The 15,872-nt window shown below is 42.9% G+C and carries 12 protein-coding genes and 1 pseudogene; 12 read left to right on the forward strand and 1 reads right to left on the reverse strand.

Annotated features, from left to right (window positions below; genetic code table 11):
- Positions 1-9 precede the first annotated feature (9 nt).
- The 9 genes and pseudogenes from J1C86_RS05130 (at position 10) to J1C86_RS05170 (ending at position 8,758) form a co-directional block, all read left to right on the forward strand.
- Positions 10-822 (forward strand): pyruvate, water dikinase regulatory protein, encoded by an 813-nt coding sequence (locus tag J1C86_RS05130; RefSeq protein ID WP_125406750.1) that lies wholly within the window; start codon positions 10-12, stop codon positions 820-822.
- A gap of 41 nt (positions 823-863) precedes the next feature.
- On the forward strand, positions 864-2,774 hold the full coding sequence (locus J1C86_RS05135) for a fructose-1,6-bisphosphatase (protein WP_125406747.1): 1,911 nt from the start codon (positions 864-866) through the stop codon (positions 2,772-2,774).
- Positions 2,775-2,874: 100 nt separating this feature from the next.
- Positions 2,875-4,017 (forward strand): cysteine desulfurase family protein, encoded by a 1,143-nt coding sequence (locus tag J1C86_RS05140; RefSeq protein WP_125406744.1) that lies wholly within the window; start codon positions 2,875-2,877, stop codon positions 4,015-4,017.
- A gap of 3 nt (positions 4,018-4,020) precedes the next feature.
- The gene (gene thiI, locus J1C86_RS05145; protein ID WP_125406741.1) at positions 4,021-5,235 is read left to right on the forward strand and encodes a tRNA uracil 4-sulfurtransferase ThiI; all 1,215 of its coding nucleotides are present in this window, start codon (positions 4,021-4,023) and stop codon (positions 5,233-5,235) included.
- A 21-nt stretch (positions 5,236-5,256) separates the two neighbouring features.
- A pseudogene (locus J1C86_RS05150) lies at positions 5,257-5,785 on the forward strand (methyltransferase family protein).
- A 383-nt stretch (positions 5,786-6,168) separates the two neighbouring features.
- Complete coding sequence (gene rplU, locus J1C86_RS05155; RefSeq protein WP_002904398.1) at positions 6,169-6,483, forward strand: 50S ribosomal protein L21; 315 nt, start codon at positions 6,169-6,171, stop codon at positions 6,481-6,483.
- 15 nt (positions 6,484-6,498) lie between these two features.
- Positions 6,499-6,843, forward strand: a complete 345-nt coding sequence (locus J1C86_RS05160; protein ID WP_002900460.1) for a ribosomal-processing cysteine protease Prp — start codon at positions 6,499-6,501, stop codon at positions 6,841-6,843.
- A gap of 17 nt (positions 6,844-6,860) precedes the next feature.
- On the forward strand, positions 6,861-7,154 hold the full coding sequence (gene rpmA, locus J1C86_RS05165; protein ID WP_002895619.1) for a 50S ribosomal protein L27: 294 nt from the start codon (positions 6,861-6,863) through the stop codon (positions 7,152-7,154).
- 251 nt (positions 7,155-7,405) lie between these two features.
- A complete protein-coding gene (locus J1C86_RS05170; RefSeq protein ID WP_125409166.1) occupies positions 7,406-8,758 on the forward strand; it encodes a vWA domain-containing protein in 1,353 nt (450 codons plus the stop codon).
- Positions 8,759-8,855: 97 nt separating this feature from the next.
- Here the strand turns inward: J1C86_RS05170 and J1C86_RS05175 are convergent, their stop codons facing one another.
- Positions 8,856-9,596, reverse strand: coding sequence for a hypothetical protein (locus J1C86_RS05175; protein ID WP_101771298.1), 741 nt, complete (start codon positions 9,594-9,596; stop codon positions 8,856-8,858).
- Positions 9,597-9,832: 236 nt separating this feature from the next.
- Between J1C86_RS05175 and J1C86_RS05180 the strand changes: the two genes are divergently transcribed.
- From J1C86_RS05180 to J1C86_RS05190, 3 genes are all read left to right on the forward strand, one after another.
- The gene (locus J1C86_RS05180; RefSeq protein ID WP_185757523.1) at positions 9,833-12,631 is read left to right on the forward strand and encodes a glycoside hydrolase family 3 protein; all 2,799 of its coding nucleotides are present in this window, start codon (positions 9,833-9,835) and stop codon (positions 12,629-12,631) included.
- A 285-nt stretch (positions 12,632-12,916) separates the two neighbouring features.
- Positions 12,917-14,878 carry a peptide ABC transporter substrate-binding protein gene (locus J1C86_RS05185; RefSeq protein ID WP_125409393.1) on the forward strand — a complete coding sequence of 654 codons (1,962 nt, stop codon included), beginning with the start codon at positions 12,917-12,919 and terminating at the stop codon, positions 14,876-14,878.
- Between the two features lie 111 nt (positions 14,879-14,989).
- Entirely contained in the window at positions 14,990-15,844 is an 855-nt protein-coding gene (locus J1C86_RS05190) for a GNAT family N-acetyltransferase (RefSeq protein WP_185757524.1), read from the forward strand.
- The last annotated feature ends 28 nt before the right edge of the window (positions 15,845-15,872 follow it).

Consider the following 15,872-nt stretch of genomic DNA (forward strand, 5'->3'; position numbering starts at 1 on the left):
GGATTAAACATGAAGAAAGAAATTATTGTTTACAGCATTTCAGATTCTTTGGGGGGGACTTCGCAGAAGCTATTGTCTGCGGTGACAGCCCAGTACCCAGATATTATTTTTAATAACAGCTATCGTTTTCCATTTATCAACAAAGAAGAAGAATTGCTGGATATTCTGCGCGATGCCATCAAGGACGATGCCCTTGTTATTAGTACTCTGGTTGATGGCAAGCTAGCAGCTGCAGCTAGAGAGTTCAGTCAGGCCAATGGCCTTGCTTATCTGGATTTGATGCATCCATTTTTTGAGATTATCAGAGAAAAGACGGGCACCAGTCCTATAGAGGTGCCGGGTACCTTGCACCGGCTGGACACTGAGTATTTTAATAAAATCTCCGCTATTGAGTTTGCGGTCAAATACGACGATGGCAAAGCACCACAAGGTTTTTTGGATTCAGATTTGGTGCTCTTGGGCGTCTCCCGAACATCCAAAACACCCCTTAGTATTTATCTGGCAAATAAAGGCTATAAGGTTTCCAACCTGCCTTTGATTCCAGAAGTACCTCTGCCTCAGGTCCTGGAAAAGGTTGATCCGGAGCGGATTATCGGCCTCTTATGTGAGCCAGAAAAACTGTCTAAGATACGCAGCAATCGCTTGAATTCTCTGGGATTGACCCAGTCGACCAGCTACACAGATCTGGAAAAGATATACGAAGAACTAGATTACTCAAAAGAAGTCTTTAAAAAGTATAGGGCACATATCATCAATATCACGGACAAATCAATCGAGGAGACGGCTTTCATGATTGAAGACCATTTGAAGAAATTGAGATAAGAGATAAGATTGAGAGAGCGGTTATAGAGTGAGGACTGAAGATGGAGCAATATAAGCGTATTTTACTGAAAGAATTTGACAGTCGCCAGAAAGTCATTACAGAGCTGACCAACCTAGAGGCAATTTTGAACCTGCCCAAAGGGACGGAGCTGTATATCAGTGACATTCATGGGGAGTTTGCTGCTTTTGACTATATTTTGAGAAGCTGTGCAGGTATCCTCAATGAGAAAATTAAGGACTGTTTTGGGGACAGCTTGTCAGAAGCTCATAAGGATCGGCTGTCAGCGCTGGTTTCCTATCCTGAGCTTGTGCTGGGGGAAGAAACTAAAGGCCAAGACTGGTATCAGGAAACTATTCCCCAGCTCTTGAACTTGCTGGCTTTTGCAGGTGCGAAATACAGTCGCTCCAAGGTCAGGAAAGCCTTGCCGCCCCAGTATGCCTATATCATCGAGGAGCTCCTCTATAGTGACAGGGCTTTGGCTGATAAAAAATCCTATTTTGAGAATATCCTGACTTATGTGATTGAACTGAGAGAAGCGGTGCCCTTTATTTTGGGCTTGGCCCGAAGTATTCGGCAGTTGTTGATTGACCATCTACATGTGGTTGGTGATATTTTTGACAGAGGAGCTGGCAGTGCTCAGGTCATGGATGAACTGCAGCATTTTCATTCGCTCGATATTCAGTGGGGCAATCACGATATTATCTGGATGGGAGCCTTTTTTGGCTCCAAGGCTTGTTTGCTCAACGTGCTGCGCATCGCAGCTCGCTATGGCTATCTCTGGGATATCGAGAAAGATTATGGTTTAAACCTGCGCTCCTTGACTCTTTTTGCGGACAAGACTTACCAGTCTAATCCTAAGTTTAGACCCATTTTAGGTGGTAGAGAGCAGGAGTTTTCAGATGAGGAAATTCTGCAGCTGGAAAAGGTTCACCAAGCCTTAGCGATTATCCAGTTCAAGCTGGAAAATCAACTCATCAAACGGCGGCCTGAATTCCAGATGCAGGACCATGTTATGCTGGACAAGATTGACTATTGGGAAGAAAGTGTTACGATTGACGATACCAAGCATGCCCTAGTCAACACCTGTTTCCAAACGGTTAATCCAGAAAATCCGTCAGCTTTGACACCAGAAGAAAATCAAGCTGTAGACAGTATGCTGGCCTCGTTCCAAAGTTCGCTTAAGATGGCGGAGCATATGAGCCTTCTGATGAACAAGGGCTCTATGTATAAGATTTACAACCAGCACTTGCTTTTTCACGGCTGCATCCCGCTGGAGCCGTCAGGAGAATTCCAGCCTTTCATTCTCAATCAAGCCCATTATGCGGGCAAGGAATTGCTGGATTTTTTTGAGTATCATATTCGACAGTCGGCCAAGAACAAGGAGGTGGGTGATGATTTGTCGACTGATTTGATTTGGTATTGCTGGAAAGGCAAGTTGTCTCCTCTGTTTGGCAAAGAAAAGATGACTACCTTGGAGCGCTATTTCATTGAAGATAAGGGCACCCACAAGGAATTGGAAAATTCTTATTTTTCTTATCGTAATTCTGAGAGAGTCTTTCAGCTGATTTTGGAAGAATTTGGCCTCTTTTCTCAAGAGTCTAGGATGGTCAATGGTCATACTCCGGTTAAGACGGGCAAGGGAGAGTCGCCTATCCGTGGTGGCGGCTTGCTCTTTGTCATTGATGGTGGCCTCTGCAAGGCCTATCAGAAGAAGACTGGAACGGCTGGCTATTCACTGCTCAATAATTCCTATGGCTTCCAGTTGGTGACCCATCAGCCTTTCCAAAACGCTCAAAAAGTCGTTGAATCGCCGTTTGCTCAAACCTCCCTGAAAAAGGTGATTGAAAATGTAGAGGAACGAACCCTCATCAAATCTACTACCATCGGTCAGAGCTTGTTAGCTCAACAACAGGAACTCTTTGGCTTATTACATGAGTTTTATGACCGGTGAAGTTTAGCCCTAAGTTTTAGCAGAATTTAGGGCTTTTTCTTTCTTGTTCCAGTTTCTCTTTCGTGTTACAATAGGAGTATTGAAATTTTGAGGAAAGAAAATGATTTATTTAGATAATTCAGCGACAACCAAGCCTTATCCCGAGGCTTTGGCCGCTTACACGGAGGTTGCTTCTAAAATCTGGGGAAATCCATCCAGTCTGCACAGTTTAGGCAATCAGGCAACCCGTCTCTTAGAAGCTTCACGCCGGCAAATAGCAGAGCTTTTAGGCAAGTCTTCGTCGGAGATTTTTTTTACGTCAGGAGGGACAGAAGGGGACAACTGGGTGGTTAAAGGAGTTGCTTTTGAAAAAGTTCCCTTTGGCAAACACATCATCGTATCCAACATTGAGCATCCCGCGGTTAAAGAATCAGCCCTCTGGCTGCAGAGTCAAGGGTTTGAAGTTGATTTTGCGCCAATAGATAAGGCAGGTTTTGTTGATGTAGACAAGCTAGCAGAGCTGATTCGACCAGACACCACTCTGATCTCCATCATGGCTGTCAATAATGAAATCGGCAGTATTCAGCCCATTCAGAAAATATCCGAACTGCTAGCAGATAAGCCGACCATTTCCTTTCATGTGGATGCAGTACAAGCTGTTACGAAGATTCCAACAGCTGCTTATCTGACGGACCGTGTGGATTTTGCGACATTTTCCAGTCATAAATTTCACGGTGTCCGGGGCGTAGGATTTGTCTATATCAAGTCTGGCAAGAAAATCAGCCCGCTCTTGACTGGTGGCGGCCAGGAGTCGGACAAGCGCTCAACGACGGAAAATCTAGCTGGCATTGCAGCGACGGCTAAGGCTCTGAGGCTGTCTATGGAAAAGCAAGAAGCATTTGCCCAGCGGACGGCTCAGATGAAGAGAATTCTCCTTGAAGAGCTGCAGAAGTATCCAGATGTGGTAATTTTCTCAGACATGGAAAATTTTGCGCCTCATATACTGACCTTTGGTATCAAGGGAGTGCGGGGTGAAGTCGTCGTCCATGCGTTTGAAAACTACGAGATCTATATCTCGACTACCAGCGCATGTTCTTCTAAGGCTGGAAAGCCAGCGGGGACTTTAATCGCTATGGGCGTTGAAAAGTCTCTGGCTCAAACTGCTGTCCGTATCAGTTTGGATCTTGACAACGATATGAGTCAGATGGAGCAGTTTTTAACAACTTTTAAAATTATTTACGAAAAAACCAGAAAAGTAAGGTAAACAATGCAATATTCAGAAATTATGGTGCGCTACGGCGAGCTCTCAACCAAAGGGAAGAACCGCATGCGCTTTATCAACAAACTTAAACGCAATATCCAGGCTGTCTTGTCAGTCTATCCGCAGGTCCATGTCAAGGCTGATCGTGACCGGACCCATGTTTATCTGCACGGTACAGACTATCAGCCAGTCGCTGAGTCACTCAAGCAGATCTTCGGGATTCAGAATTTCTCGCCGTCTTACAAAATTGAAAAATCTGTACCAGCCCTAATCGAAGCTGTCCAATCTATCATGAAGGAAGTCTATCAAGAGGGCATGGCCTTTAAGATTACCAGCAAGCGCAGTGACCACAGCTTTGAATTGGATAGCCGCGAGCTTAACCAGACACTTGGTGATGCTGTTTTTGAGGCCATTCCCAATGTTCAAGTCAAGATGAAAGCGCCAGATATTGAACTGCGCGTCGAGATCCGAGAAGAAGCGGCTTATATCTCTTACGAGACGATTCGTGGTGCTGGAGGACTGCCAGTCGGCACTTCTGGCAAGGGCATGCTCATGCTGTCGGGTGGAATTGACTCACCGGTGGCGGGCTATTTGGCTCTCAAGCGGGGGGTAGATATCGAGGCGGTTCACTTTGCAAGTCCGCCTTACACCAGTCCAGGTGCGTTGAAAAAAGCTCAGGATCTGACTCGGAAATTAACCAAGTTTGGCGGCAACATCCAGTTTATCGAAGTGCCTTTTACAGAGATTCAGGAGGAAATCAAGGCCAAGGCTCCAGAAGCCTATCTCATGACACTGACCCGTCGCTTTATGATGCGTATTACGGACCGGATTCGAGAGGAGCGGAGCGCTCAAGTCATTATCAACGGAGAAAGTCTTGGTCAGGTGGCAAGTCAAACGATTGAGAGTATGCAGGCTATCAACGCTGTAACCAATACACCGATTATACGTCCTGTTGTGACGATGGACAAGCTGGAAATTATTGAGATTGCAGAGAAAATTGATACTTTCCAAATCTCTATCCAGCCATTTGAAGACTGCTGTACCATTTTTGCGCCAGACCGGCCTAAAACCAATCCAAAAATCAAGAATGCAGAGCAGTACGAAGCTCGTTTAGATGTTGAAGGCCTGGTAGAGCGTGCCGTTGCAGGCATCATGATCTCAGAAATTAGACCTCAAGCAGAGGCTGATGAAGTTGATGAGATGATTGAGGGGCTGTTGTAAAAGCGAGAGAAGGTGACGTTTATGCTTGCTGTTTTTCTCTTAATTCCTTTTTTTGCTGATTCGTTTTCCTTTATTGAGTCATTTCGGCAAAAACGCTTTGTCTCGCACGGCTTATTTTGCACCGGTCCAAGGAAAAGAAAAGATAGCTTATATGATTTATCAATTGAGCAATCTAGCTTTGTTCATAACGCCTTTTTTGCTTGAAATTAAGTTTGATTTTTCTATTTTCTTTTATGCTGGTATAGCTATTTATCTGCTTGGTTTGGCTTTGTGTGCTATCAGTATGAGGGATTTCGCTAGACCAGATGCAAACGGCATGAATACAAAGGGTCTTTATCGCTATTCCCGTAATCCCATGTATGTAGCTTACTTTGTTTGTTTTTTGGGAATAGCTTTTTTTGACTAAGTCAATGATTTTCATTCTGATTTTAGTGATTTTTCAAACTGCGGCCCACTGGATTATCCTATCTGAGGAGCGCTGGTGTCTTGAAAAATTCGGAAAGTCTTATCAAGACAAGACTATCAAGATAAGGTTCGGCGTTATATTTAGAAATTTTTTATCTAATCATTATTTAACAAGTCGGTTAGCGGATAACAGAAATAGTCTTTGTTCATTAGCAGACAAAATCTAAAGATAATTCTTAAAAATCCGTTTTCATGAGATGAAAAAGCTTGCTAAAGAGCTGCAGAAGTGCTATACTTATAGAGTTGACTATGCACATTCCTGTGCAACCGCACGAACATCGTTGCTCGTCGTATAACAAATTTAAACTTCGTCATTGTCACCTTGCCTAACACAAGTTATGCCTTCGGCTCAATTCCTTGTTTATTCTTTGTTATACTTAGAGCTCTTCTCTTAAGTGGTTCGTCCCACGATGCTAGGCGAGTCTTCACAAAATCCGGGGAAACCCTAAAAATCATAGGAGGTGCATAATGAGCACATACGCAATCATTAAAACTGGCGGAAAACAAGTTAAAGTTGAAGTTGGTCAAGCAATCTACGTTGAAAAGTTGAACGCTGAAGCTGGTCAAGACGTTACTTTTGACGAAGTTGTTCTTGTTGGTGGTGAAAACACTGTTGTCGGAACTCCGCTTGTTGCTGGAGCTTCTGTTGTCGGAACTGTTGAAAAACAAGGCAAGCAAAAGAAGGTTGTTACTTACAAGTACAAACCTAAAAAAGGCAGCCATCGTAAACAAGGTCACCGTCAACCATATACAAAAGTTGTCATCAACGCTATCAACGCTTAATTTTAAGGAGATTAAATGATACAAGCAGTCTTTGAAAGAGCCGAAGATGGCGAACTGAGGCGTGCAGAAATCACAGGTCACGCCGCGAGTGGTGAATACGGCTTTGATGTCGTGTGTGCGTCCGTTTCGACGCTCGCCATTAATTTTGTCAATTCAGTTGAGAAATTCGCAGGCTACGAACCAAACTTAGAATTAAACGAAATAGAAGGCGGTTATCTGAAGGTTGAAATTCCTCAGGATATACCGTCGCACCAAAGAGAAATGACTCAGCTTTTCTTTGAATCATTTTTCCTAGGAATGGCAAACTTATCGGAGGACTCTTCTGAGTTCGTCCAGACCAGAGTTATCACAGAAAACTAACACGGAGGAAAAACATTATGTTAAAAATGAATCTTGCTAACTTGCAACTATTCGCCCACAAAAAAGGTGGAGGTTCTACATCTAACGGACGTGATTCACAAGCGAAACGTCTGGGAGCTAAAGCAGCTGACGGTCAAACCGTAACAGGCGGCTCTATCCTTTACCGCCAACGCGGCACTCATATCCATGCAGGTGTCAATGTTGGACGCGGCGGAGATGATACTTTGTTCGCAAAAGTTGAAGGCGTAGTACGCTTTGAACGCAAAGGACGCGATAAGAAACAAGTTTCTGTTTACCCAATCGCTAAATAATTAATAAGAAATCCCCATGCTCGGATAATTGAGCATGGGGATTTCTTATTAGAGACGGCACGATAAAGCATTTGTTTAATGATTCATGATGATGCTCATCAATTTTAGCATACAAACTCTGATAATATTCTAAAATTTTAATTTTTAGACTAATAAATATTTGAAATCGCTTGCAGTTCCTATTTTTTTATGTTATTCTATATAAAATAGATGCAATCATGTTTCTAAATCTAAAAAGATAAGGAGAAATTATGGAAAAAGAATCATTTAAACTTCCAAGCTTTTCATTGTACAAATTGAAAGTTGGATTAGCATCAGCAACTCTTCTATTTGCCTTTTCACAAGCTTCGCATGTTTTTGCAGACCAGGTTGGGACACCATCTTCAAGCGGTATAGCAAAAACTGAAGCAGTAAGCTCTCCGATTGAAGCTGCTGGTGCTGAAATTGCTGCTGATACGACGAAACCTGTTGTTGAAGAATCTGCAGCGAAACCAGGAGATTTGATTGATGTCTCAAAAAAAGTATCGCCTGTTGATGTCAAAGAAAGTCAAGAAAGCAATCAAACAGTCCGTGTAGAAACGGCAACCGTTGATGTTACAAAGACAGAAGTGGCTCCGGCAAAGGTTGATAAGGCGCCAGAGCCAATAACTAGACGTACTGAAAATACTTTATCTGGCACTGATGAAAATGGGAATCCCTATACGCAGTATGAGCGAGTAGATAAGACTACAACCATCACCTACACCTCAACGCCACCAACTGTGACAAAAGCTGGTTCAGCTGATATTGTCTTTGTTGTCGACCGTTCAGGATCCATGGGTGGCACAATTGATATTGTTCGTGCAAATATTAATGAATTTGTGCGAAATATTACTAAAGAGGGTATTACAGCACGTTTTGGTTTGGCAACATTTAGCGATGAAGTCTACGGCCGTAATTCTGGCAGCAAAGATGAAGATACGGTTCTAACACGGTTTGGGTCATCTTATTTTACAACTGATCCGGCTGAGCTCGAAAAAGCATTGGCTGCAATTCGTATAGCGAGTGGAGGAGATACTCCAGAAACACCAACTCCTGCCCTGAACCAGATTATTTCAACCTATGATTGGTCTAAGTCATCTAAAAATAAGAAATTCGTCGTTTTATTGACAGATGCTGAAATGAAAGAAGACCCTTCAATTCCAACGGTTGCTGATACACTTGCTGCTCTAAAAGCTGCTGGTATAGAAAGAACTGTAGCGACGGTAAAAGCGATTGAGGGAATTTACAAAAATTTTGCAACAGAAGGCAGAGTGCTTGATATCGAAAATAACTTGGCTGATGCTCTGACAAAGGGAACCACTTCATGGATTGTTGAAAGTGTCAATGAAGCTCGTTACTATAAAATCATAAAAGATAGTTATCAATTCTATCTTGAGCGTCGTACTACAATGCCTACATCTACCGTCTACCATGTTCAGGCACCAACACTTTTGGCCAAATCAGAACAGTCTCTTCCTAAAACAGGAAGTAGCGAAAAGGCAGTCTATAGTGTTGTGGGGCTTGGTTTGCTTCTGGCTGGATTGGGGCTAGATATTAGTGTAAGAAAATCAAAAGAACAATAACCATCTGCTTATAAAAAATGAATTTTCTATTTGAGTGATTTTGAATAAAATAAATACCAGAAACGAAGACATACGTCCTCATTTCTGGTATTTTTCGTTATGGTGTAACTTCTTCGTCTTTTATATTGACAACGCCATGCCAATTAGTATAATAGGTCTTTCCTTTGTAGTCGAAAGAACCTTGCCTCAAAAGATCGCCATACTCGGTAAAGTAATAATAGTACTTGCCAATCTTATAAAGTCCGTTTTTATAAGGCGATCCATCTCCTCCGATGTAGAAGGTATATTCAGTGAAATCAATAAATCTGTTTTTAACCAGTCGTCCGTAAGAATCAAAGAAGTATTGCTTGCCATCAACAGTGTAAAAGTTAATGACCCTTTGTCCTTTGTTATCAAAATAATAGACGTTACCAGTTGGGCTGGTATAGAAGGAATTTTTTAGATTCGTCGGAATTTGTTCTGCTGGGTCATCTTGAACTTTGTATGTATAACCAGAGAGGTCCGCGCCGTAGTATTTACCCTCGTGAAGAACGATTCTATTTGTAATTCTTTCGCCAGACTCATCATAAAAAGCATTAGGGAACTCACTCTTAGGTGCTTCCGGAACCTTAATAGGTCCTGGATCATCAAAGATAGTAGGGTCGTCCTCAATATCTGGTACACTAGGATCGTAAATACCAACTTCACGTCTAGAAGCCCAGTCAGGGATTGACTTGTTCTCCGCTCGAACTGTTCCGGTGGAAATCAAAGCAGCGGCTAAAGTCGCAGCAGAAGCCAGGGAAAGCCCCAGCCAGTAGCGGCGGTTGAGCATTACTTTAGTCTTCTTTTCTTGTCTCATAGCAAATCCTTTCTATGCAACTGTTAGCACAAGATAAAAGAATCTTGTTTTTAACAGTTAGGTTATGTTATTTCTATAAAATTATACCTCTGTAACATTTCTATAATATTGTAATACTATTTCATTTTTATAGAGATTGTATTACTAATTGGTGATAAAAACAAACAACAATTAGATAATATGTAAACGTTTACAAACATCGTTTTTTGTGCTATTATTATAGGGATGAAAGGAGAATGCCTATGATGAAAAGGTATAAATTGCTATTGGCGCTTGCCTTGTCATTACTAGTTTTTTGGCCATTGGGAGCCATAAAAGCAGATACGGCTAATCAGCCACCGGAATCTGCCAACCAGTCTGAACAAGCAAGTACTGCAGTTGTAACAGACTCTTCTGATAGTAGTGCTGGGGTTAGGGACACGCCAAGTCAGGATAGTCAGATTGCTGAAAAAGCCTTGCCAGTCTCTGATGCTCCGTCAGTTGCAGCTACTGAAACGGCTGCTTCAAGCCAAGCTGCCAATGCAGAAAATTTGGTGGATAATTCTGCCAAACCAGCGACTGCTCAGGCTGCAGAAGCTTCCTCAGAAGCTAATCAAGCTCAAGGTCAGGCAGCGACTGATCCACCATTGGCTTCTAAGAGGGTACAGGAGCTTGTGGCGGATATGACGCTTCGTCAGAAGATTACCCAGATGCTGATGCCTGATTTCAGAAAATGGCAGCAAGAGGGCCAAGCCACCCAGTCAGATATGACGGAGCTGAATAAAGAAGTGGCAGAAGCGGTTGATAAATACGACTTTGGCGGAGTTATTCTTTTTGCTGAGAATGTGAAAGGAACTGCTCAAACCTTAGCCTTGACTCAAGCCTTGCAGCAAGCAGCTATCAGTAACCAAGCTAATAATGGTAAGCTGCCGCTTTTGCTCGCGATTGACCAAGAAGGTGGTATCGTCTATCGTTTGGGCAGCGGGACAGCTCTTCCAGGCAATATGGCAGTTGGCGCGACGCGAGATCCAGAATTAGCCAATCAAGCAGGTCAAATCATCGGACGGGAACTATCGGCTCTAGGTTTGAATGTCAACTTTGCCCCAGTTTTTGACACAAATAACAATCCGCAGAATCCAGTTATTGGTTTGCGGTCTTTCTCTTCAGATCCTAAGGTGGTTGCCCGTTTGGGAACGGCTATGATGGAGGGGATTCAGAAATACAATGTCGCAGTAGCGGCTAAGCATTTCCCTGGGCATGGTGATACGGCGGTAGATTCTCATACTGGTCTGCCTCTTGTAGATAAGTCCTATGCGGAGTTAGAAGCGCTGGAGTTGCTGCCTTTCAAGGCTGCCATTGACAAAAACGCTGATATGCTGATGACAGCCCATATTCAGTATCCTCAGATTGAGAAAGACACGGTTATATCTAAGCAAACTGGGGAAACCATCTATATCCCTGCCACCTTGTCTGATGACATTATTACCGGCATTGTTCGCAAGAAGTTTGGCTACAAGGGTGTAGTAGTATCTGATGCTATGGGCATGGATGCGATTGCCAAAAACTTCGGAGAATCTGAAGCGGCTATCATGGCAATCAAGTCTGGTGTAGATGTGGTGCTGATGCCAACCGTCTTACGTAGCAAGAGTGATTTAGCTAAAATCGATAAGATTATCAACGATATTGAACAGGCAGTTCAGAGAGGCGATATTCCAGTCAGCAGATTGGATGAGTCAGTGACTCGCATCTTGAATCTAAAAGAAAAACGAGGTATTTTAGACTTTGACCCATCTGAACGTACCCAAGCTAAGGCTGAAGCAACTGTTGGCTCAGAGTTTAACAGAGATACTGAACGAAAAATCGCTGCTAGTGCAGTGACAATAGTTAAAAACGATGATACTGTTCTGCCTTTTAAGGTCAAATCTGGCGACAGGATTTTGCTGTTAGCGGCTTATGACGATGAAGTGCCTGGACTAGAGCTGGGTGTCAAACGTCTGATAGCAGACGGAGTGATTCCAGCAGGTGTCACATATGAAGCACTAAACTACAGCAAAACAACCAAGTTAGAAGATTTGAAAGGGAAGATTGACCAAGCGACACACCTTGTCTTAATCTCTGAAATTGGACGTCAATCTCAACTAGCCAGCGATTTCTGGCTGACAAGAGTTCCGACAGAAGTCGTGGACTATGCAAACGCAACTGGAAAACAAGCAGCTATCATGAGCATTTCCAAACCTTATGATGTAGCGAATTATCCTAATGCCAAGGCTATTGTAGCAGTTTATGGAAACAAGGGAATGGATCCAACCGAGTCTCTGAAGCCGGACAGTGCCTTCGGCCCTAATATCCCAGCTGGTGTGGAAGTGATTTTCAATGTTCAAAAACATGTTGGGAAGTTACCGGTAAATGTGCCGAGTATCAAGGATGGTATCATGTCAGAGACAGAGGTAGCCTATCCTATCGGGCATGGTCTCTTTTATACCGATCCAGTTAAGGATATCAAAGTCAATGTTCCTACATCAGCTCAGCTAGATCAGCCTTTTACAGCTACAGTTACCCTGAGTGGACTAAACGGTCTAGAGAAAAATGACTACCGTCTTGCCCTTAAGATGGATACTCAGCATTTCAACATCCTGCCAAGTCCTGACTATACCATCTCTGGCGATACTGTTCTGATTTCTAAAAAAGCCAATGATACCAATCCGGTTGAGATCAGCTTGAAAGGTTTAGTAGAGGGTCAGTTCAGTCCAGTGCTTTCCCTAACCTTGATTGACAGTCAAGATAGAGAATTCGGCATGGGAGAAGGTTATTATAAGGAGCTTATTCAGATTACTGCAGCTGGGCAGAACACGATTCCAGGCCAACAAACTCCTCCTCAGTTGAGTTTGCGTTCTGTTGAACCTGTAAGTTCTCGTCGGCAACTAAGTCAGCAGGCTACACAGTTTAGCCAACTTCCTGAAACAGGAGCCGGAAGCAGCTTGTTCTTGTCCTTGCTGGGTGCTTTGTTCTTGTTTGGAGCTGTCTATCTATATGACTTGTCTTCTCGCAGACTATAATCAATAAAAGAATGAGCGAGCAGTGTTGAAGGGCTCACAGTTTTACTTATTCTTGATAACATAACAAAAAGGAAGAATCCAAAGCAAGTTTGCGGTAAAAGCGGATTCTTCTTTTTTTGCTTGGAAATTTGCAGGAATGCGGTAACAGAAAGCTTTGTGTATTTCCTAAAAACACACAGGCTTGAATATTTTACTCATCTGTCATCGGTTTACTATTTACTTTTTATACGTTTTTTGGTATAATGGTTCATGTTATAAAATGTAACATCAAAGGAGGTTCTATCCATGAAAGCATCAAAATGGCTGATTGCGACTGGAGTTGCACTGAGTGCCGGGTTATTGCTGACGGCTTGTAGCCAGTCTTCATCTAGCACAAATAATTATACTTACGTTTATAGTTCAGACCCTGACAGCTTGAACTATCTTGCTACAAACCGTGCAACGACAGGTGATGTCATTTCCAACCTGGTCGATGGACTTTTTGAAAATGATAAGTACGGGAATCTAGTTCCCTCAATCGCCAAGTCATGGACAGTTTCTAAGGATGGTCTGACCTATACTTATAAGCTGCGTGATGATGCTAAATGGTACACATCCGATGGTGAAGAATATGCAGAAGTAAAGGCCCAGGACTTTGTGACTGGCTTGAAGTATGCTGCGGATGAAAATTCTGAAGCTATTTATCTAGTTCAGGACTCTGTGAAGGGCTTGGATGCTTATATCAAGGGTGAAGATAAGAATTTTGACAATGTTGGTGTCAAGGCTATTGACGACCATACACTCCAATACACTCTGGCCCGCCCTGAGCCATACTGGAACTCTAAAACGACCAGCACGATTCTTTTCCCAGTCAATGAAGAGTTTCTGAAAGCAGAAGGAAGCAATTTTGGCTCTGTCAAGCCATCTAGCATCCTCTATAATGGTCCTTACTTGCTCAAGTCTCTGACTTCCAAGTCTGTGATGGAATTTGTCAAAAACCCAAATTACTACGACAAAGACAATGTCACTCTGGATAGTATCAAGCTGACCTATTACGATGGAAATGATCAGGAAGCACTGATTCGTAACTTTAGCGATGGCGTTTACAGCACAGCTCGTCTCTATCCGAATAGCTCAGGCTTTGCCTCAGTCAAGAAGAAATATGCGGACAATATCGTATACAGCCCGCAGGATTCTACTTCTTATTACTATAATTTCAACTACAACCGTCAGTCCTACAATCATACTTCTAAAACAACAGACGCTCAAAAGTCTGCTACAAACGAAGCAATCATGAACAAAGACTTCCGTCAGGCTATCAACTTTGCCTTTGACCGTACATCTTATGGTGCGCAAGGAAATGGTGAAGATGGAGCGACTAAGGTCTTGAGAAATACCTTGGTACCACCTAGCTTTGTCCAAATTGGCGACAAGGATTTTGGAACTGTTGTTGGGGAAAAATTAGTTAATTATGGCAGCCAATGGCAAGGAATTGACCTCTCTGACGCTCAAGATCCTTACTACAATCCTGAAAAAGCTAAGGCGAAATTTGCAGAAGCGAAGCAAGCCTTGCAGGCTAAGGGAGTTGAATTCCCGATTCACTTAGATATGCCAGTGGATCAGTCTAGTACAATTGGCGTTCAATGGGCTAGCTCAACCAAGCAGTCTATTGAATCGGCTCTTGGAGCGGAAAATGTCGTCATTGACCTGCAAAAGATGAGCACAGACGATCTTAATAATATCACCTATTTTGCTAACTCTGCTGCTCAGAAAGACTATGATATGTCTACTGGTGGCTGGACTGGTGACTACCAAGATCCATCTACTTATCTTGATACTCTCAATATCAAGAACGGCGGAAGCTTGCAAAACTTTGGATTTGAACCAGGTCAAGACAATGATAAGATTAAAGAGCTAGGCTTGGATACTTATACCAAGATGCTGGAAGAAGCCAATGCTGAAACCAACGATGTGCAGTTGCGTTACGAAAAGTATGCAGAAGCGGAAGCTTGGTTGCTAGATAGTGGCTTGATTATCCCGACTGTTTCACAAGGGGCAACACCGTCTGTTACTAAATCAGTGCCATTTACAAAGGCCTACTCACCAGTTGGTGTCAAAGGTTCAAGTTACAACTTCAAGCTGACCCAACTTCAGAAGGATGTTGTAACGACCAAAGAATACGAAGCAGCTAAGAAAAAATGGAAAGAAGAGGCTACTGCGGCAAATAAAAAAGCCCAGGAAGAACTTGCTGACCACGTTGAAAAATAAAAACGATTCACTTAGCGACATTGGGGCTGGATTTTTCCAGTCCCTTTTTGAATGGCTTGACTAAGGTTTTTGTAGTAAAATAGAAAGAAATACTGGAAGGAAGTGAAAAAGATGAAAGTAAGTATTTATAGTGCATTACCTGAGAAAGAAAAGCAAGAATTGTTTGAATTAGTTCAAGAGTGTAATAAGGCAGACGGAGGCTATCGGCTGCCCTATCTGGATAATAATTATAATGCAGTTCCGGAAATGCCAGCCTTCTTCTTGGTTGAGATGGATGGCCAGACCATCGGCTTTTTATCAGTCTACGCGGATGAACCTGGCCAAGCTGAGGTTTCTCTCTATGTTCTGCCATCGTATCGCCGTCAGGGTGTGGCTAATCAACTCCTAGCTGCTTTTGCCAAAGTAGTTGATCAGTATGATTTGACCGAGATTGAGTATGTAGCGGAGCTGGCTTTTTTGAACGGTCATCCCGATTTTGCTCGGAGATTTGATTACCAAGCAGATGAAGCTGAAATCTGGCTGGCGCAGCCTGCTCAAACTTTTCCTCTGGAAGAAAGAGAAGAGATAGAGGTCTTGCAGGGGAGTTTGGACTTGTCAGAAGAGATTGCTGCTTTTCAGTCCCAAGTCTTTGAGACACCGCTCGATGTTGCCTTGAAATATGCCCAAGAAGCCGTCAGCAGCGCATCCAGCTTGCTTTATATCTTGAAGAAAGATGGTAGAGTTGTGGCTTCTGTGTCAGTTGATACAGATTTTGGAACCAATTATTTCTTTGGCTTGGCGGTTGATCAAGACTTTCAGGGGCAGGGGTTAGGAAGCTATCTCTTGCTTGCAAGTATGCAGGATTTAAATAAGCTCAATGGACAGGAGTTTCAGATTGTCGTAGAAAAGCAGAATACCCGAGCTTTGAAACTTTATAAAAAACTAGGCTTCAAAGAGATGACAGAGGTTGTTTATCTAAAAAAATAGCAAATTTTTCTCAGATTATTAATTAACT

Source organism: Streptococcus sanguinis, from assembly GCF_050220005.1.
In the GTDB taxonomy this organism is placed as follows: Bacteria; Bacillota; Bacilli; order Lactobacillales; family Streptococcaceae; genus Streptococcus; species Streptococcus sanguinis_Z.

Excerpts from the sequence above, each read along its gene's own strand:
- thiI (WP_125406741.1), top strand. The coding sequence starts at position 4,021 with ATGCAATATTCAGAAATTATGGTGCGCTACGGCGAGCTCTCAACCAAA.
- J1C86_RS05180 (WP_185757523.1), top strand. The coding sequence starts at position 9,833 with ATGCCTATGATGAAAAGGTATAAATTGCTATTGGCGCTTGCCTTGTCA.
- J1C86_RS05140 (WP_125406744.1), top strand. The coding sequence starts at position 2,875 with ATGATTTATTTAGATAATTCAGCGACAACCAAGCCTTATCCCGAGGCT.
- J1C86_RS05170 (WP_125409166.1), top strand. The coding sequence starts at position 7,406 with ATGGAAAAAGAATCATTTAAACTTCCAAGCTTTTCATTGTACAAATTG.
- J1C86_RS05185 (WP_125409393.1), top strand. The coding sequence starts at position 12,917 with ATGAAAGCATCAAAATGGCTGATTGCGACTGGAGTTGCACTGAGTGCC.
- J1C86_RS05190 (WP_185757524.1), top strand. The coding sequence starts at position 14,990 with ATGAAAGTAAGTATTTATAGTGCATTACCTGAGAAAGAAAAGCAAGAA.
- J1C86_RS05160 (WP_002900460.1), top strand. The coding sequence starts at position 6,499 with ATGATACAAGCAGTCTTTGAAAGAGCCGAAGATGGCGAACTGAGGCGT.
- rpmA (WP_002895619.1), top strand. The coding sequence starts at position 6,861 with ATGTTAAAAATGAATCTTGCTAACTTGCAACTATTCGCCCACAAAAAA.
- J1C86_RS05135 (WP_125406747.1), top strand. The coding sequence starts at position 864 with ATGGAGCAATATAAGCGTATTTTACTGAAAGAATTTGACAGTCGCCAG.
- J1C86_RS05175 (WP_101771298.1), bottom strand. The coding sequence starts at position 9,596 with ATGAGACAAGAAAAGAAGACTAAAGTAATGCTCAACCGCCGCTACTGG.
- J1C86_RS05130 (WP_125406750.1), top strand. The coding sequence starts at position 10 with ATGAAGAAAGAAATTATTGTTTACAGCATTTCAGATTCTTTGGGGGGG.
- rplU (WP_002904398.1), top strand. The coding sequence starts at position 6,169 with ATGAGCACATACGCAATCATTAAAACTGGCGGAAAACAAGTTAAAGTT.